Annotated in this window: 13 protein-coding genes; 7 read left to right on the top strand and 6 right to left on the bottom strand. The window is 53.1% G+C overall.

Annotated elements, in window-relative coordinates; all coding sequences use genetic code 11:
* Window positions 1–730 precede the first annotated feature (730 nt).
* The 3 genes from LAO76_22380 to LAO76_22370 are packed head-to-tail and all read right to left on the bottom strand — an operon-like array spanning window position 731 to window position 2,109.
* Window positions 731–1,132 (bottom strand): hypothetical protein, encoded by a 402-nt coding sequence (locus LAO76_22380; protein ID MBZ5493675.1) that lies wholly within the window; start codon window positions 1,130–1,132, stop codon window positions 731–733.
* Window positions 1,098–1,934 (bottom strand): hypothetical protein, encoded by an 837-nt coding sequence (locus LAO76_22375; protein MBZ5493674.1) that lies wholly within the window; start codon window positions 1,932–1,934, stop codon window positions 1,098–1,100. The genes LAO76_22380 and LAO76_22375 overlap by 35 nt, the downstream gene beginning before the upstream one ends.
* Complete coding sequence (locus tag LAO76_22370; protein ID MBZ5493673.1) at window positions 1,903–2,109, bottom strand: hypothetical protein; 207 nt, start codon at window positions 2,107–2,109, stop codon at window positions 1,903–1,905. The genes LAO76_22375 and LAO76_22370 overlap by 32 nt, the downstream gene beginning before the upstream one ends.
* A gap of 464 nt (window positions 2,110–2,573) precedes the next feature.
* On the opposite strand from LAO76_22370, the gene LAO76_22365 reads away from it, so the two are divergent.
* Window positions 2,574–2,783, top strand: coding sequence for a gas vesicle protein (locus LAO76_22365; protein MBZ5493672.1), 210 nt, complete (start codon window positions 2,574–2,576; stop codon window positions 2,781–2,783).
* A gap of 316 nt (window positions 2,784–3,099) precedes the next feature.
* Here the strand turns inward: LAO76_22365 and LAO76_22360 are convergent, their stop codons facing one another.
* Window positions 3,100–4,716, bottom strand: a complete 1,617-nt coding sequence (locus LAO76_22360) for a patatin-like phospholipase family protein (protein MBZ5493671.1) — start codon at window positions 4,714–4,716, stop codon at window positions 3,100–3,102.
* 149 nt (window positions 4,717–4,865) lie between these two features.
* The gene (locus tag LAO76_22355; GenBank protein MBZ5493670.1) at window positions 4,866–8,393 is read right to left on the bottom strand and encodes a TonB-dependent receptor; all 3,528 of its coding nucleotides are present in this window, start codon (window positions 8,391–8,393) and stop codon (window positions 4,866–4,868) included.
* Between the two features lie 76 nt (window positions 8,394–8,469).
* Between LAO76_22355 and LAO76_22350 the strand changes: the two genes are divergently transcribed.
* Window positions 8,470–8,676 carry a hypothetical protein gene (locus LAO76_22350; GenBank protein ID MBZ5493669.1) on the top strand — a complete coding sequence of 69 codons (207 nt, stop codon included), beginning with the start codon at window positions 8,470–8,472 and terminating at the stop codon, window positions 8,674–8,676.
* A gap of 127 nt (window positions 8,677–8,803) precedes the next feature.
* Window positions 8,804–9,160 carry a LytTR family transcriptional regulator gene (locus tag LAO76_22345; protein MBZ5493668.1) on the top strand — a complete coding sequence of 119 codons (357 nt, stop codon included), beginning with the start codon at window positions 8,804–8,806 and terminating at the stop codon, window positions 9,158–9,160.
* A gap of 66 nt (window positions 9,161–9,226) precedes the next feature.
* On the opposite strand, the gene LAO76_22340 is transcribed toward LAO76_22345, so the two are convergent.
* Window positions 9,227–9,928 carry a lipid-binding SYLF domain-containing protein gene (locus LAO76_22340; GenBank protein MBZ5493667.1) on the bottom strand — a complete coding sequence of 234 codons (702 nt, stop codon included), beginning with the start codon at window positions 9,926–9,928 and terminating at the stop codon, window positions 9,227–9,229.
* Between the two features lie 1,121 nt (window positions 9,929–11,049).
* Here LAO76_22340 and LAO76_22335 point away from each other — a divergent pair.
* The 4 genes from LAO76_22335 (at window position 11,050) to LAO76_22320 (ending at window position 14,964) form a co-directional block, all read left to right on the top strand.
* Entirely contained in the window at window positions 11,050–12,624 is a 1,575-nt protein-coding gene (locus tag LAO76_22335) for a hypothetical protein (protein ID MBZ5493666.1), read from the top strand.
* Window positions 12,625–12,797: 173 nt separating this feature from the next.
* Window positions 12,798–13,058, top strand: a complete 261-nt coding sequence (locus tag LAO76_22330; protein MBZ5493665.1) for a hypothetical protein — start codon at window positions 12,798–12,800, stop codon at window positions 13,056–13,058.
* 94 nt (window positions 13,059–13,152) lie between these two features.
* Window positions 13,153–13,554 carry a MerR family transcriptional regulator gene (locus tag LAO76_22325; GenBank protein MBZ5493664.1) on the top strand — a complete coding sequence of 134 codons (402 nt, stop codon included), beginning with the start codon at window positions 13,153–13,155 and terminating at the stop codon, window positions 13,552–13,554.
* A 183-nt stretch (window positions 13,555–13,737) separates the two neighbouring features.
* Window positions 13,738–14,964, top strand: coding sequence for a PDZ domain-containing protein (locus tag LAO76_22320; GenBank protein ID MBZ5493663.1), 1,227 nt, complete (start codon window positions 13,738–13,740; stop codon window positions 14,962–14,964).
* The last annotated feature ends 87 nt before the right edge of the window (window positions 14,965–15,051 follow it).

Genomic DNA, 15,051 nt, shown 5'->3' with positions numbered 1-15,051 from the left:
AAAATGAACCGCAGCTTCTCTTCCATAACACTGCTCTTTCTCCATGGCATGCGCTCCTTTTTACTCGCGCCTGCTTCTTGGTTGCAGTGTCAGATATGTGCCCGGTCTGTTCTGTCAGGGATGTGCCCGGTCTGTACCCTCAGCCACGACCCCCACCCCCCTAACACGTTTGTTGATAACAAAGGCCCAACCTCAATTCGACCGAGCGGTGACCGAGCGGTCGAAGCCTTTTTTTCGCGTTTTTCAGCGGTCGAATCGGGCCCAATTTCAGCCTTCTTTTTCCCTTTTTACTGTTCGGTCGGCAGAGGGTCGCAAGCCCCTACAATTAACTTGCAGTATTCAGCTTTATCTAGTATCCAGCAGCTAGAAGCTTATTTTGTCAAAGATCATGGCCCTAGGACACACTTCAACCTAGAGCCGAATATCGTACTCTACCATTTGTTCGCCCATGAAGTCAATGGAAAAAGGATGTCGGTAATAGGCCTTTTGAATTTCCACAGGCTAGGGAGTTCCTCGCGGAGCCTTTTTGGCGGGGAAAAGATTTCTAAACACCTGATGGAGACAAACCCCAAGAAGGCCGTCAATTGTCGCGAACGCCCCCTTAACATATGGCCCTACCACTTGTGAAAATGCGGCAAAAACTAAGACGATAAAAGCGGCAATGAATAGAGTCAGGGTAACAATCAGCGCCACCCATGACATTCTTACCCTGTTTATCGTCTCGTATATATTAAGCTGTTTGCCCGTAAGGGATGGAATCTGCATCGTCTTTCAAACGGTAAAAAACTGTTTTTTCGAGTTCCGCTGTAGGCACTTCTTCTGTTTCAAAATGCTGTTCTTCCTGATGCACACAGCGGACTGTCTTAGGCAAGGCAGCCTCAGACTCAGCAGATGCTGCAACAGAACCATCCGGGCATCTAACTTCAATGCGCCGCTCGAATACGCCTTGCCTCACGGCTGTTTCGCAAATACGCTTAGCGCTGTTATGCGAGACACCGAGAATGCTACGCACATTCTCAACATAGAATTTTTCTGGATTTAATCGGGCAAGCTCTAGGGCCTCCCGTTCCGACAATGCAGGGGCAGGGACAACCTTGCTAATTATTTGAAATAATTTTTTCAATAATTCCATCGGTGTCCCCCTTTTCGGAGTAACTCCCAAATCCAATGATTCCGTGCGATGGATCAGCAGAAAATTCTGCAACAGAATTCTTCTCCGCAACTTGAAACAGAGTCGTATAGAGGGGAGATTCCTGCATGATCGCGTAAACTTCAGGATAATGCTCTTTAATACCCTTTGCTTCGTCCATTGTTTCGGAGGATAGTGAGAAGGGTTTTTTAAAATTACTGCGCGAGGACTCAAGGAATCCATCAGCCCACAGTTTCTTGATTCCTTTATTCAGGTCAGCCTGATTCATCCCTATTCCAGCAAGGATTGTTTTTTCTGTGAGCGTTTTCCCGGCGACGTAGGCAGGTCTCTCATCAAAATATGAAGTTACGTTTTTCTCTAGGACAACACAACGCAGTACCAGGTATTGGCCATGAATCTCAATCCTTATCGGCCACAGAAACTCCAGCGTTGTCTCTTCCAGAGGATCGCGAAGGACTACCGAATATTTTGCCCTGCTAAGGTAAAGTGCATGACGACCGCCATCTAAGACCTTCTCGCCATCTGCAACATCGTTAGGCAACGCTACTGGCCCGTCTTGCGAGAACACATATACATGCTGCTTGCAGCAGCACAAATGGTCATCGACAAACTTGGCAACTTTGGCTATCTGCTGCGCACTGTTATCCCCAGCGGCAGCAAAACAGATTTCCTCTTTAGTCGCTCTTGTGCCCTTGACTTGAAAATTATGACGCAGGTTAGTAACCGGGAAAAGCTCCAATAGCCTCTTGCGATCATCGGTCGAGGCTTGCTGAAGTATCGCCATGGCTGTAGAATATCACCGCTTTTTCTCTGAGAGAAGGATATTCTTTTGCCCCTCCATTGCTCTCCCCAAGGGCCTTCAAAATCATGCTGCGCTCTGTTGTTTTTGCAGAAATAGCGGCCTTTTTGGGTGTAACCACAGCGCAAATTTCTTCAATCGTCATCACGCGATCTGCCACGCCCAGCTTCCATCGCGGGAGTCACGCGCAAACTCTGGCGAAATTGCAGTACATGAAATAGAGCGCAATCGCATGGCAGTGATTCAGCTTTTTTGCTGAATCCATTTGTCAGGCGAGTGAAGCGCCGCATCCCCATTCTCATGCTGAGCTTCTGTCTTTCAACGTATGACGTGCTGACATGCTTGGGGTCAGGGTCACCGCTCACAACTTTCATGTCACTGCCTATGCAACGCTGGTTGTTTCATGCGTGCTCGCATCGGCAGCCTAGCCAACCCGGAGAGATGTCTGTCAATTGCTTGAAGCGCGATTTACCCAAACGTGTCGTCCTACGATTTTCCCGCTACTCGCGTTTCTTTAGCGTATAGTTATTGCAACTGCTGTTTCCCTGGCAGACGGGCTGCCAAAAGTTTTGCGCCGCTTCACCGAGACATACTGAAGAAAGTCGATGGGGAGATGTGCGCGAAATGCTTTTGAGCTCCGATTTTGCCAGCGAGAGCGACCTGCTGGACCGCGTAATGGAAAAGGGCATCGTGGTTGAGGCCTGGGACCGCGTGGAACTGAGCGGCATTGACATGACCGGCATGCAGGTTTCGGTGTCCTCCATACGGCTCTTTACTGAAGGCAGAAACCCGCCTTTCCGCGCGGGATATTTCTGGAAGACTGAACCCTCGTAGGAATCGCCGCCATCGGAAGAAAAAACCTTACCACGGATTTACACGGATAAACACCGATCTGCAGCCAAAATCAAAATCTCACCACGGATTAACGCAGATAACACTGATCTGAATTAGCTTGAGCTTTCATGCTCACGCCTGGCAGCAACGCAGTCGAAGAACCAAAATCTCACCACGGATCAGGAAATCGCCGACATCGCGCGGAATCGCCGACATCGCCGTCATCGAAAGAAGCGCAGTTAAGATCAGTGTCATCCGCGTTAATCAGCGGTAAGGTTTTTGAGGTTTTAAGATTCAGGAACAGATCGAATGAACTTCAGCGTCCGGTGACGCGGAAATTCCCTTCCGGGCGCTCCACGGCCAGCCGGACGATGCGGCGTGAGTCGCGCGCGGGGCGGGAACATTCGTACTCCAGATATTCCTGTATCACGGCGCGGGCGTCGCGGTATCCCTGGACGATGATGGGGCTGATGATTTCACTGTCGAAGTCCAGCGCGTCCGCCGCCAGCGGCTTGGGCGGCGCAATGTTGAAGAACTTCACAAAGCGATAAAACTGGCTGCCGATTTCCAGTTCCACTTGCTCCGGCTTAACGCCCAACTCAGCGGCATACACCGTGCACAGGCGGTTGAAGCTGCTGAGCATGGCAATATCCGACTTGAAGTTCTTGGAGATAAGGATGTCCACGGCATGCACGCCGACATCGAGAAACGTCTTGATGGCATCCGTCTGGTCCGCGCCTGCGTTTTCGAGCGGCGCGATCAGGACGAGGAAGAGCACATCGGCGCCCAGGCGCAGCGCGGGCAGCACCGGCTGGTTGGTCATGATGCCACCATCGGTCCACAAGCGGCCATCCATGGTAACGGCCTCATAGGCAAATGTGTAAGCGGAAGAGGCTACCGCGGCCAGCACCAGGTCCTGCGGGCTCTCAACTTCACGGCGAACAAATTCTTCATGGACGCCGGGATCGTTGGCCAGGGCTTCAACCGTGGCATTGGAGAAGAAGCGGGCAAGACCGCGCTGGATATCGGTGGCGGTCATGATCACGCGGATGGCGGAGTTGCGCAGCTTGTCATCTGGAATGCGCGCGCGCAGAAACTTAATGCGATCGAAATTGTTGAACAAGCCTGTGCGCAATGGCATGCGCAGAAAGCGGTGACTGAGTTTGCTGAGCGGGTCTTGCAATAAACGATACAGCCCCAGCGCAATCAGGATGGCAAAGAACATGGGCACACGGGGCGTGATGCGGAAAGAGCCGTTGTCATTGAGCGGCAGGTGGATATAGGTGAAGGCCACAAACAGCACGATAAAGCCCCACACCAGCACGTTGGCGCCGATGGAAACCCAGGTCTTGCGCCAGTCCGGTTCCCAATCATGCTTGCGGACGTATTTAACGCCGACGTAACCGATGTAAGAAAGCTTGTCGGCAAAAAGCAAAATGGAAATGCCGGCGATGGCCAGCGCGAACCAGGTGAACATCGGATGAGATGTCTGCAGGAAGATGCCGCGGTCCTGCATCCATAGCCAGAGAAAGTTGCCAACGCCGGCCGAGGCCGCGATCAGTCCGGCGAGAAGAAAGATGTAACGCGACCAGTCAATGCCGAGCGTGGCGGGCGTAAGCTCAAGCCAGGCATCGATCAGATGCTCTGCCTTTCCGACAAAACCTTCGGCATGGGCGGCGTAAGATGCGGCGTTGATGCTGCCAACGGATGTGGCAGCGATGATGTGAGTGGGAACCTGCGCGTCCTGAAAAGCCATGAGCACGCCGGCTTCATAAGCGCCGCGCGCGCCGCCGCCGGAAAGGACCACACCCACGCGGGACGAAAAAGCCGCCGGCCTTTTGGCCGTGGCAATGGTTGCGCGGAATTCTTCGCGTAGAGCATCCAGCTCCGCCAGTGCGGACGAACTGCGTGGCTTAGGAAGACTGATGGGCATGGTTCAGGCACAGCTTAACCCAGCTTGAGGTAAAAGCCTATGCGCAATAGTGCTGCTCCGAGTGGAGCAGACAGTCATGTGCAAACGTGGCGAATAAAAAACCCGCCGGACGGGAAATCCGGCGGGTGAAGAAGCAACTTGCCCGGAGGTTAGAACCTGAAGGTAAGTCCGAAACGCACAATGCGGTTGCCCAGGGCATTGCCAACCACGTCATTGGTCACACTGGGATCGGCAAAGCCCACAAATGGGGCCTGCTGGGCCCGTGTGAGCCCCACGTCTTCAATGTTGGGATCGATGCTCTGGAAGTTAGGGTGATTGAACACATTCTGGAACGTGGCGTTAAATTCCAGGCTGGCGCGTTCGTTCATTTTGATGTTCTTGAACACGGCAAGATTGGCAATGTTGCTGGGCGCGTCCTGTGAGAGGTTGCGGCGCGCGCCAAACGGAGTGCCAAAAATGCTCTGCGCGGTTGAGGCGTTAATGATGTAACGGACCGTGTTCTGCTGGATCGGCGTTCCATCAACGCCGCTCTGAACATCCTGGTTGAAAGTGACGAGCTGGTTCGCCGGCAGCGTGCAAGAGCTGCCAAAGAATCCGCAGGCGTCACCGGCAAAAATTCCCACGGTGTTGGCGGGAGCGCTCAGGCTGCCCACGAATGGACGGGCCAGATCGACTCCCACGTTATTTGCCAGCCATGTGAAGTCATAGTTGTTGCTGGGAGCGGTTAAAGCAGCTTCAGCAAAGGTTTGCAGCGGCGTGTAACGCTGGCCAGACGCCCATATGTAGTTGGCTGAAACAGACCAGCCTCCCAGCACATGGCCGAAAAGTCCATGCTGGCCCGTGAAGAAGGGTAGTTGTTCCGTGGCTGCAATGGAGAATTGATGCGGAACATCCAGGCCGGAGAAGGAATACTCGCCGCGGCCTGTGTCCCACGGGTTCTGGGCAAAGGCGAGCGTATTGCCTGCGACTCCCGAACTGAAGATTTCGCTTACGTTATCGAGAGTACGGCTGTAGGTATAAGCAGCACGCACGCCGAGCTGTTTGAAAAGATTGTTGGCGCGGAACTCGGCTTGCAATCCGCTGTAATTGGAGAACCCGCCGTTGTTACGCTCCAGCACCAGGCCTTTGGAACAATCGGCACGGCCCAGCGCGGGGTTTGTTGTCTGTCCCGGACCAAGCAGCACCTGCGAACTGGTGCAGCCGGTGAGTCCGGCAGGCGCGGTGGAATTGCCGGTAACAATGGGATTGCCGTTCACAGTCTGGAAAAGGTTATAAGCGTGATTGCCCACGTAACGCAGTTCCATGGCGGAGTTGCGGGTAATTTCACGCTCCAGACCAAAATTCCAGCTGTTCACTTTGTCCGGACCAAAGTTGTTAGAGATGGTTACTTCACCAGCGCCGAGGCTGCGTGGATCGAAGACCAGCTTCTGCAACTGCGGAGAGAGCTCAGCCCTTACGTCCGGACCAAACGGATGCGCAGGCAGAATCATGCTGGGCGTGATCTGCGAACCGGTAAAGGTGTTCAGGAAAACCACCGGAGCGGAGTTGGCGATGTTGAGATAGATGTTGTAGAAGGGCGGATCATACAGCAACCGGTAGCCGCCGCGGAGCACGGTTTTACCATGCCCGGTCAGGAAGCCTCCCCAGCTTGGCGTATACGCAAATCCAAAGCTAGGCCCGAAGCTTTTGGTTGGGGCGTCGAGCTTGGGAGAGGTGCGCTCTGAAAGCGGAATGTCCTGACGCCAGAACGCGGTAGCCGGATTGCTTTCACGCTGGGTCGTCAGGTCGTTGAACAGATTGGCCGGCTGTCCATAATAGGTCCAGGTCAAGCCGAGGTTCAGAGTGAGGTTCTGGCGGATTTTCCAATCATCGCCGGCATAAAGGAAGGTATCATGCTCGCGGAAATCCAAAGTCGGAGTTCCAGCGGCAATGCGAACGCGATTGGGCGTGTTCGCGGCGAATGCCTGCCAGTCTGCAAAGCGGAACGCGCCGTTGAGGTTAGGCAGGAACGTGTTAGGCGAACGCTGATATGTATAGTTCACGCCGGCCTTGAAGGTATGCTTGCCCTTGACCCAGTTCAGGTTGTCCTGCCCTTGCCAGGTGTTTACGATGCGCCCTTCAGGAAACACGCCGTTCAAACCGAAAGGCAAGAGACTCTGGTCTGTGAAGGTGGCACGAGTGATGGCCTGATCAACGTTGGTGTCCGACGGCACGGTGCCAATGGTGTTGGTGGCAAAAACAACATTCAAGCGGTTGAAGCCCGCACGCAGTTCATTGACTATGTGCGAACTGAAAGTATGGGTATCGCTCAACAGGATCGCCTGGCTGAGCGCGGGTACGCTCACAGGGAATCCGGCGGCAGCATCGCCCGTATCAAGGTTGAAGTTGTTGCCGCGATTGAACAGGTAGCGTGCCGTGATGGCGTCGCCGCCCAGTTGCCAGTCCATACGCGTAACCCAGTTAAAGTTGTGCGTATGTGTGGGCAAAGTACGTTCCACGCCGCCCAGCTCTACTCCCAGGCACGATGGATCGCTATTGTCCATGAAGGTGCCGAAGGGCGTGGGATTACCCGAGGAGATTGCGTATGGACCAAAAGACTTTAGCGCCTGCAGGCTCTGGCTTCCGGGAAAGCATGCGGAAAGCGTGGCTATGCCGTTGGGCGTCGGCACATTGCCGGCGCTGGTATAGAGGCTATTTTGCGAGATGAGTTGCTGGTCGAATCCGCCGAAGAAAAACAGCTTATTCTTAACGATGGGGCCGCCGATGGTGAACCCGCCAAACTCGTCATTGGCGCGAGGAATCGAAGTCAATGGATTACCGTTTGCGTCCGTCGCGAATCGCTTCTGAAAGTTGGTCATCGAGTTGAGGACAGTATTGTTCTCATGCTCATAAATACTGCCGTGCCAGGCGTTGGAACCTGACTTGGTAATGATGTTCACCACCGAACCGGCATTGCGCCCGTACTCCGGACCAAACTGGCTGGTGACCAGAATGTATTGCTGGACGAACTCTGTGTCCGAAACAAAAAGTCCCGGACCGCCGATGCTGTTGTCATTATTATTCTGGCCGTCGATCTGCTGGTCATTGTTGCGTCCGCGCAAGCCGTTCACGGAAAATCCAGTGCCGCCGTTGGTGTTGGAAAATCCATTGTCGCGCGCGGCAACTACGCCAGGAATGAAGAGAGCCAGGTTATCGAGGCCCTGATTCTCGGTGACGCCGGCAAACGTGCTCAACTGCGTTCCGGCAAAAGTGTTTGTCACCTGTGACTGAGTGGTCTCAATTAAAGGCGCGTCTGCCGTGACTTCCACGGCTGTGGTTACTTCGCCTACGGTCAGGGGAATCGCGCCCAAACCGCTGTCGCGTCCCGCAGCTACCACAATGTTGTTCTGAACGGTGGTCTTGAAACCTGTTGCGGTCATTTCGACTCTGTAAGTGCCAACAGGAATCAGGTTGAAGTGGAATGAGCCGGAACTATCGCTGGCAGTGGTGAGCGTGGCGCCGGTAGCGTCATTGATCGCTTTCACTGTTGCGCCGGACACCACCGCGCCCTGGGGATCCGTGACTGTGCCGGAAATAGATCCTTTAATAACTTGTGCCAGGGATGGTATCGCGCACAGCAAAGCTAGTGTCGCGATGGCAAGAACCAGTCGCTTGACTGGATGTTGATGATGATTCATGTGCTTCTCCTATGAAGCTGCGCCAATGCATTCACGGCTTGCGCAGTTGACATTCAGGAATGCAATTGCCATTCCAATGCACTCTGCCGGAGAAGCTGGTGCGCGCCTTGTGACGAAAGGCAAATCCGCAATGATGAAAAGTATGGAAAAAGTGTTCAGGAGAGCTCAGCGAAAGCCCGTAAAAATCGTGCTGCGACGCATCTCCGCCAAAAGTGATGAGATGCTTTCATTTTTGGAAAGCCACCGTGGCGCGATCTACACATTCTGGGAAATCTGGCTATGAATGCATCTACCAATCACTTAATGGTGCATTGCCCGAAATTAAGATCTAACTTCCCTGAAAAAATATTTGTGACCATTTCTCTCCCACTTCGTCTAACACGCCAGAGGAAGCGAGCCAGGTGTAGTGTATGAGCACATTAGAAGGCGCAGTAACCAGCGGCAGATTACCGATCAAGGAAAGCGGACGGACAGTGTTTGTCCCGCTTGATGAAGTCGAATACTTTGAAGCATCGGGCAACTATGTGCGTGTGCATGCGGGAGAGGCACACTATCGCGTGCGCGAGAAACTAAGCACCATGGAAACACGGTTGCCGGAGCGCGACTTTGTCCGTATCCATCGCTCCGTCATCGTGAACCGCAACCGCATTCATGAGCTGCGACGGTCATTCAGCGGCAAATATCTGGTGACGCTTGTTTCCGGCAAGCAGGTCACGCTTAGCCGCAGCCATCGCCAGCAGCTTTCCGCATTGAAGGAACCGTACTAGAACTCACAAGGCCAGAGAGAAAAAGGGCGCGCCCGCAAAGCGCGCCCTTTTGTTTGTTAAAAGCAGCTATCTGGAACTTGCCGCTTCCTTGGTTTTGGATTCGCGGAATGCTTCTCTCACGTCTGAAAGGAAGAGATTCGAGTTGTCATTACGCGGTCCCTGACCCATCAGCGTCTCATGGGACGAAACCAGCTTTCCGTAATATGCGCGGGTGGAATCATCATCCGGTTTCACTGCCGCGCCGCTCAGGTCAATACCAGCAAACAATCCTTTGGTGCGCGAGTACACGAGGATCTTATTTTTCAGCTTCCAATCAGTGCTGGCCTGCGCTTCACGTCCCACAGGGCCACCCGCGACTCCAGCTTCCGCCCCTAATTTGAATTGCGAAGACAATAGCTGCTGCATGCCCGCATCGCCCAGGAATACCATCACCAGATCCACCGACTCCAGGCCGATCTGGGCTCCCCACGTTCCACCCGTAATGGCAAAGAATGCAGGCTGGCTCCAGCCGTTTCCGGTGCGGCATGTGGCAACGCCACGACCATGATTTGCGCCAAAAACGAATCCGCCTTTTACCATGTCTGGAACCACGGCGATGCATTTGGCATCGGCCAAAACATCTTGAGGAATGGCGTTATCGGGCGCGCTCATCAGTTGTTTCAGATCGTCTCCGGCGTTGCGCAGCCGTCCCACGATCTGGGCCTGTTCGCCGTAGACAGTTTTGCCGCTGGCGGTTGTAGCCACGTGATGCTGCGAGCATCCGCCCATGAAAGCCAGGAGCGGAGCCGCTATGAGTGCTGCAATGATTTGTTTCATCTATTTTCCCCCTTGAACCACTTATTTATTAGGACGTAACTGGTGAATGGCCAAGTTGCATCAGGTACGCAGCTTGTCGGGGTTCCTCTCTTTTCTTTCTGCCGTTGCTGCCGGTTCTGCCGGCAGCAACTCACAAGCAGCAGCTTGCAATGTGAGCTGGTTGCAAGTTGCTGCCCGGTTATTCGCGATGTTAGTAGGCTTTGCCCTTTCTCTGGGCGCCATCGCCAGCAGCTTTCCGCGTTGAAGGAACCGTACTAAAGCTGCGCGCGATCATCCGTGGGCCGTGGTAAGGTTTTTCCTTTCCCGATCACTGCTGACTGCTATGTTTTTCAAAGACCGTGGCGCATTCCGCCCCCTGAGGCTATCTCACCTTACCGGATCTTTGGGACGAATAATTGTGAATAAGTTCATCGTTCTTCTCTCTTCAAATGTAAGAATCTGGCCGCAATGATGCACCTGAGTTCCTGCTGATATCTGCTCGAACGCCAATCCTCAAACGTCCAGTTTCCGTTGGCTAGAAATCGGTACATTGGCCAAAAAGCAAATTCGAGCAACCCCGAAAACTAAGTCAGAGCAAGCGGGAAAGGTCAGGCTTCTCGTTTTTACGCGCCCTGTTTCGGGGGAGTGGCTCGGCTGGTAGGGCACCGGGTCCCGGGATTTAGGTTGCTCTACCCCGGCGCTCCTCGTTGGAACTCCTTGCAATACCAAAACTTTTCCGCGTGTGGAAAGCTGTTGAGACGTGATGCTTTCAGAGCTACATATTCGACTGCAAGTACGTCAGGCGCACGAAGCCCGCCTCCAATTTCACTCAAAATAAGCAACAACAGACTACTATCCGCTGACCATCTGGGTTTGTACCAGAGGGGCTGGCTTGACTACTTTTTGTCGCGTCGGGCATTCAGGATCACTATTTATTGATGTGTGGGTTTCAACCATGCTCCTTGATTTGGATTAGTGCTTTTTAAGATTACCCATATATCGTTGCGCGCCCCCGCAACAGATTGTGACCAGTGTCACAGATCGGCATCAAGGCTAGAAGTTAAATTGGGACGCACACTGGTGAATTGCTAGACATGAAAGGTAAATATCAGGTAAGCATTATGAGACTATGGTTTAAAAGATTCTTCTGTATATTCGTCGTCAGTACGGCTTTTACCGTCTCCGGCGCGATGGCCCAGACGCAGTCCTTCAGTTTTGGCAATGGACTTGGAACTCTAACATATAACGTGAACGGCGATACAGAGCCATGCACAGGATTAAAAGGGTTTGAGGCATTTTTCACAGACTGGTCATTTAGTAATTTTAAATATATTGCAAGCGACAATACAACATATCAGCTCAGCGGATTTACGAGCTATGTCGACGGCCTCGCTCGTGCGCAAGGAAGCTGCCCGGCTACCTACGCTGGTAGAACCATTACTGCGAGCGGAAGCGGTTTCACAATGGTTATATCGCCAGGGCCGGGCTATGTAACCGCCACTATTAGCGTCCCTGGATATATCAATCCCAAATATGTGATAGTTGGGGTGATTTATGCTCCTCCAGGATCAAAGAGCTTTGTTGATTATTCGAATACAAACTTCGTAAGCAATACTGCATCCATAACAAATACTTTTATCAACAGCACAACGAAGACGGTAAAAATAACGACGCCCGGCAGCGGATTATCTGGCTTTTTCGGAGGAACACAAATACAAACGCAATCAACCACATTAACGCAGACATCTCAAACATCTTCCTCTGTTACATCCAGCTACACCAGCACCCAAGGCCTCAAGCTGTTCGGTCCGGGTCCCAATAATAACTGCGGTCCCCAGGCCGGAGACTACATTGGGGTAGATCATGATTGCGATCTGATCAAAGTATGGGTTAATCCCGTGATGCTTTTTACGTTAACAAATGACGACAGCGGTACTATTGTCCAATGGAACGGCTATGGCTTCAGCACGCTGGATACGACGGCGCCTATCCACATCGTGGATATTCTTGTAGGTTGTCTAAATGGGGATATCGCGACAAGCGATTCACGGTGTGCGCCTTCTCTCGGGGAATTTCAGCGCACTTGGGCGGCTGGCGAAAATTGGCCTTCAGGGCAAGGCCCTGGACTCACACAAAATGATCTGAACAACATTCTAGCCGCAGATCCATGGGGGCAGTGCAAACCAAGCTCACTGATCGGCTCAAGCACCTGTCCCACATATTCTGTCAATTCGGGAATTTTTACTCTTCTCCCGCCACAGTTCACGCTCTCCAATCTGCAGAATATTCCTTATACAGAGGGCGCGCCACAAACAACTTGGTCGGTTAGCACGACGAATTCGAATACCCAAGGGCAACAAAGCCAAACAAGCTTTTCACAAACCTATGGCGTCGAAAATGCATTTTCGGGGACAAACTTCCTTGAGGGGTTTGGGGCAAATGTCAGCATATCTCAGACATTGACATGGGTCTATGCGGTGAATAACCAGACCACGAACAGCATTACTTTCGCAGGTCAAGCAAGTATCATTGGCCCCGCCTGTAACGGCAATCCGTGCACCCCTCCTTATCCACCCAACCCAGCCCTTTATGGGACGGGTACGGAGTTTGACATATTCTGGGATCACTTTTTCGGAACATTCGTATTTGTTCCTTCCTCCTATCAGTGAGGCACTGTGTCAATGTAGGGCTTGTAATCCATAAAGAAAATAGAGCTGCCTTTACGTGCGGCGGGATCGGGAAGTCATCTCATCCCGCCGTTTACCGCTGGATCCGCCCTCTGATTGACGCCGCGAGGCAACTCGTACATCACCACGTGAATCCGATGCACCGAGGTGAATCAATGCGCTTGAAGTTCATATTCGCGATGGTAGTAGGCTTTGCTCTTTCTCTGGGAGCCATCGCACAACAAACCGACGAGGGAGTCAAGCAAGATACCAAAGATGCGGCCCACTCAACGGGCAAGGCCGTCAAGAAAACCGGCCATAAGATTAAAAAGGGCAGCAAGAAGGTGGTTCATAAATCGGCCGACGCCACGCGGAAGGGCGCTGCGAAGGTAGAAGATAAGAGCGCGCCGACGCCAACCCCGCCCCCACAGAAATAAAGCTCAGGGAGAAGCGGCCGTGTGGATTATTTCGGTTGACGGCTTACCGTTATCGGACTTAATATCCGCTTAGCCGCTTCGTCCGTGGCCCCCAATGCATAAACTTGCAAAGACTACCGTCCGGAAATCCGTTTCCGGCGAAGTCGTCATTCCGGACAAGCTCTACTTTCGCATTGGCGAAGTCAGCCGCCTTTGCGGCCTGCCCAGCTATGTGCTCCGCTTCTGGGAAACCGAGTTCAACCAGCTCAAGCCCTCCAAGAGTGGTACCGGCCAGCGGATGTACCGGAAAATCGACGTGGAGAACGTGCTGCGGATCAAGAAGCTCCTGTACGATCAGGGCTTCACCATAGCGGGAGCGCGCCAGCAACTGCGGGCGGAAACCAAGCGCAAACAGTCGCCTTTACCTTTCGCCGTCCCCACCCCCAACCGGGGCGAGTTAAAGCAAGTCCGGCAAGGGCTTAGAGAGATCCTGGGGATCCTCACTGCCCGTCATTAAGCGCAAAAAATTGCAGATAACTCGTTCTAACCAGTGTGGGATGAACTGCCATCGGGGCCAGTGACTTAAGATTTTCCTGCTCCAAAGGAAAGCTGAGCTGCATCCAAGAAAAGGTAGCTATAATAGTGGTAGCTCACCTTGCAGGCGTTCTTCGTCTCAATAAGGAATATAAAGGTCGATCTGATGTCGAAAAAGATCCAAGTTCTCCTCCTGACCAGCTCCATGTTGATCATCGCTTTTGTCATGATAGGCAGCCTGGGCGTACATGCCTCCGGCGCCAGCAGCAGCGGTGACGTAACCCTCAAACACATTGGCGTTTACAGCGAAGTGCTTTATCGCGTCCGCGCGGAATATGTGGAAGAGCCCAACATGAGCGCGGTCACAAACGGCGCGCTGCATGGCCTGCTGGAATCGCTGGACGCTGACTCCAGCTATCTCACTCCGTCTGAATACAAAGTCTTCAAACAGAAGAAGACGGAAGGCAAAGCCAACATTGGCGCTACGGTTTCCAAGAGATTCGGTTATGCCGCCATCATCTCTGTGATTCCGGGCGGCCCCGCCGACAAAGCCGGCCTGAACTCCGGAGACATTATTGAAACCGTGGAAGGCCTAAGCACGCATGATCTATCTTTGGCCGCGGTGAAAAATCATCTGGTGGGCGAGCCCGGCTCGCGCTTGGAATTGACCATTATCCGCACGCGCAAAATTGAACCGCAAAAGATCACGGTAGTTCGCGACGTTGTCGCTCTTCCGGCCGTAACTGAGACAATGGCTGCGGACAATACCGGCATTATCAAAGCCCAGGTACTGACCAAGGGCAAAGCCGCGGAAATTGCCGAGAAGGTGAAGTCCCTGCAGAAAAAAGGCGCCAAGAAGCTGGTGCTTGATCTGCGCAACAACTCTGAAGGCGAAGAAGAGGAAGGCGTGGCCGTGGCCAATCTCTTCCTGGGCAAAGGCACCATAGGGTCCCTGCAAGGCCAGAAGGTTGAAAAAGTAACTTACACTGCTGATCCTCAGAAGAAGATCACCGATCTGCCCTTGGCTGTGCTGGTAAATCGCGGCACTGCCGGCCCTGCGGAATTGGTGGCGGCGGCAATTCTTGATAACACCCGTGGTGACGTTGTTGGCGACAAGACTTTTGGCGAAGGCTCAGTACAGAAGCTGATTGAAGTGCCGGATGGTTCGGCGCTGATTCTCTCCGTGGCCAAGTACTACACATCGAACGGCAAGGTCATACAGGATACGGGCATCACGCCGAATATTGCGGTGGCTTCCAATGATGACATTGTTGCTGTCTCTGATGACGATGACAGCAGTCCGAACGATGAGCCGCAGAAGACGCAACCTAAAGAAGATGAACAGCTGCGCCGCGCGATTGAAGTCCTGAAAATGAAAACGCAGAAAAGCTAGAGGCCTCTCTAGTCTCCCAACAGGCGCGCCCTGCGCGGCGCGCTTTTATTTCGGCAAGAGTAAATGTTGCGTTCCTAGCGCATGTCC

The sequence above is a fragment of the Terriglobia bacterium genome (genome assembly GCA_020072645.1).
Lineage (GTDB): Bacteria > Acidobacteriota > Terriglobia > Terriglobales > Acidobacteriaceae > Angelobacter.
Note: the sequence above shows the minus strand (reverse complement) of the source record. Positions and strands in the feature narration are given on the sequence as shown.

Coding starts and splice junctions, on each gene's coding strand:
- LAO76_22380 (MBZ5493675.1), bottom strand. CDS start 1,132: ATGGAATTATTGAAAAAATTATTTCAAATAATTAGCAAGGTTGTCCCT.
- LAO76_22375 (MBZ5493674.1), bottom strand. CDS start 1,934: ATGGCGATACTTCAGCAAGCCTCGACCGATGATCGCAAGAGGCTATTG.
- LAO76_22365 (MBZ5493672.1), top strand. CDS start 2,574: ATGCTTTTGAGCTCCGATTTTGCCAGCGAGAGCGACCTGCTGGACCGC.
- LAO76_22360 (MBZ5493671.1), bottom strand. CDS start 4,716: ATGCCCATCAGTCTTCCTAAGCCACGCAGTTCGTCCGCACTGGCGGAG.
- LAO76_22355 (MBZ5493670.1), bottom strand. CDS start 8,393: ATGAATCATCATCAACATCCAGTCAAGCGACTGGTTCTTGCCATCGCG.
- LAO76_22350 (MBZ5493669.1), top strand. CDS start 8,470: ATGCACTCTGCCGGAGAAGCTGGTGCGCGCCTTGTGACGAAAGGCAAA.
- LAO76_22345 (MBZ5493668.1), top strand. CDS start 8,804: ATGAGCACATTAGAAGGCGCAGTAACCAGCGGCAGATTACCGATCAAG.
- LAO76_22340 (MBZ5493667.1), bottom strand. CDS start 9,928: ATGGGCGGATGCTCGCAGCATCACGTGGCTACAACCGCCAGCGGCAAA.
- LAO76_22335 (MBZ5493666.1), top strand. CDS start 11,050: ATGAAAGGTAAATATCAGGTAAGCATTATGAGACTATGGTTTAAAAGA.
- LAO76_22330 (MBZ5493665.1), top strand. CDS start 12,798: ATGCGCTTGAAGTTCATATTCGCGATGGTAGTAGGCTTTGCTCTTTCT.
- LAO76_22325 (MBZ5493664.1), top strand. CDS start 13,153: ATGCATAAACTTGCAAAGACTACCGTCCGGAAATCCGTTTCCGGCGAA.
- LAO76_22320 (MBZ5493663.1), top strand. CDS start 13,738: ATGTCGAAAAAGATCCAAGTTCTCCTCCTGACCAGCTCCATGTTGATC.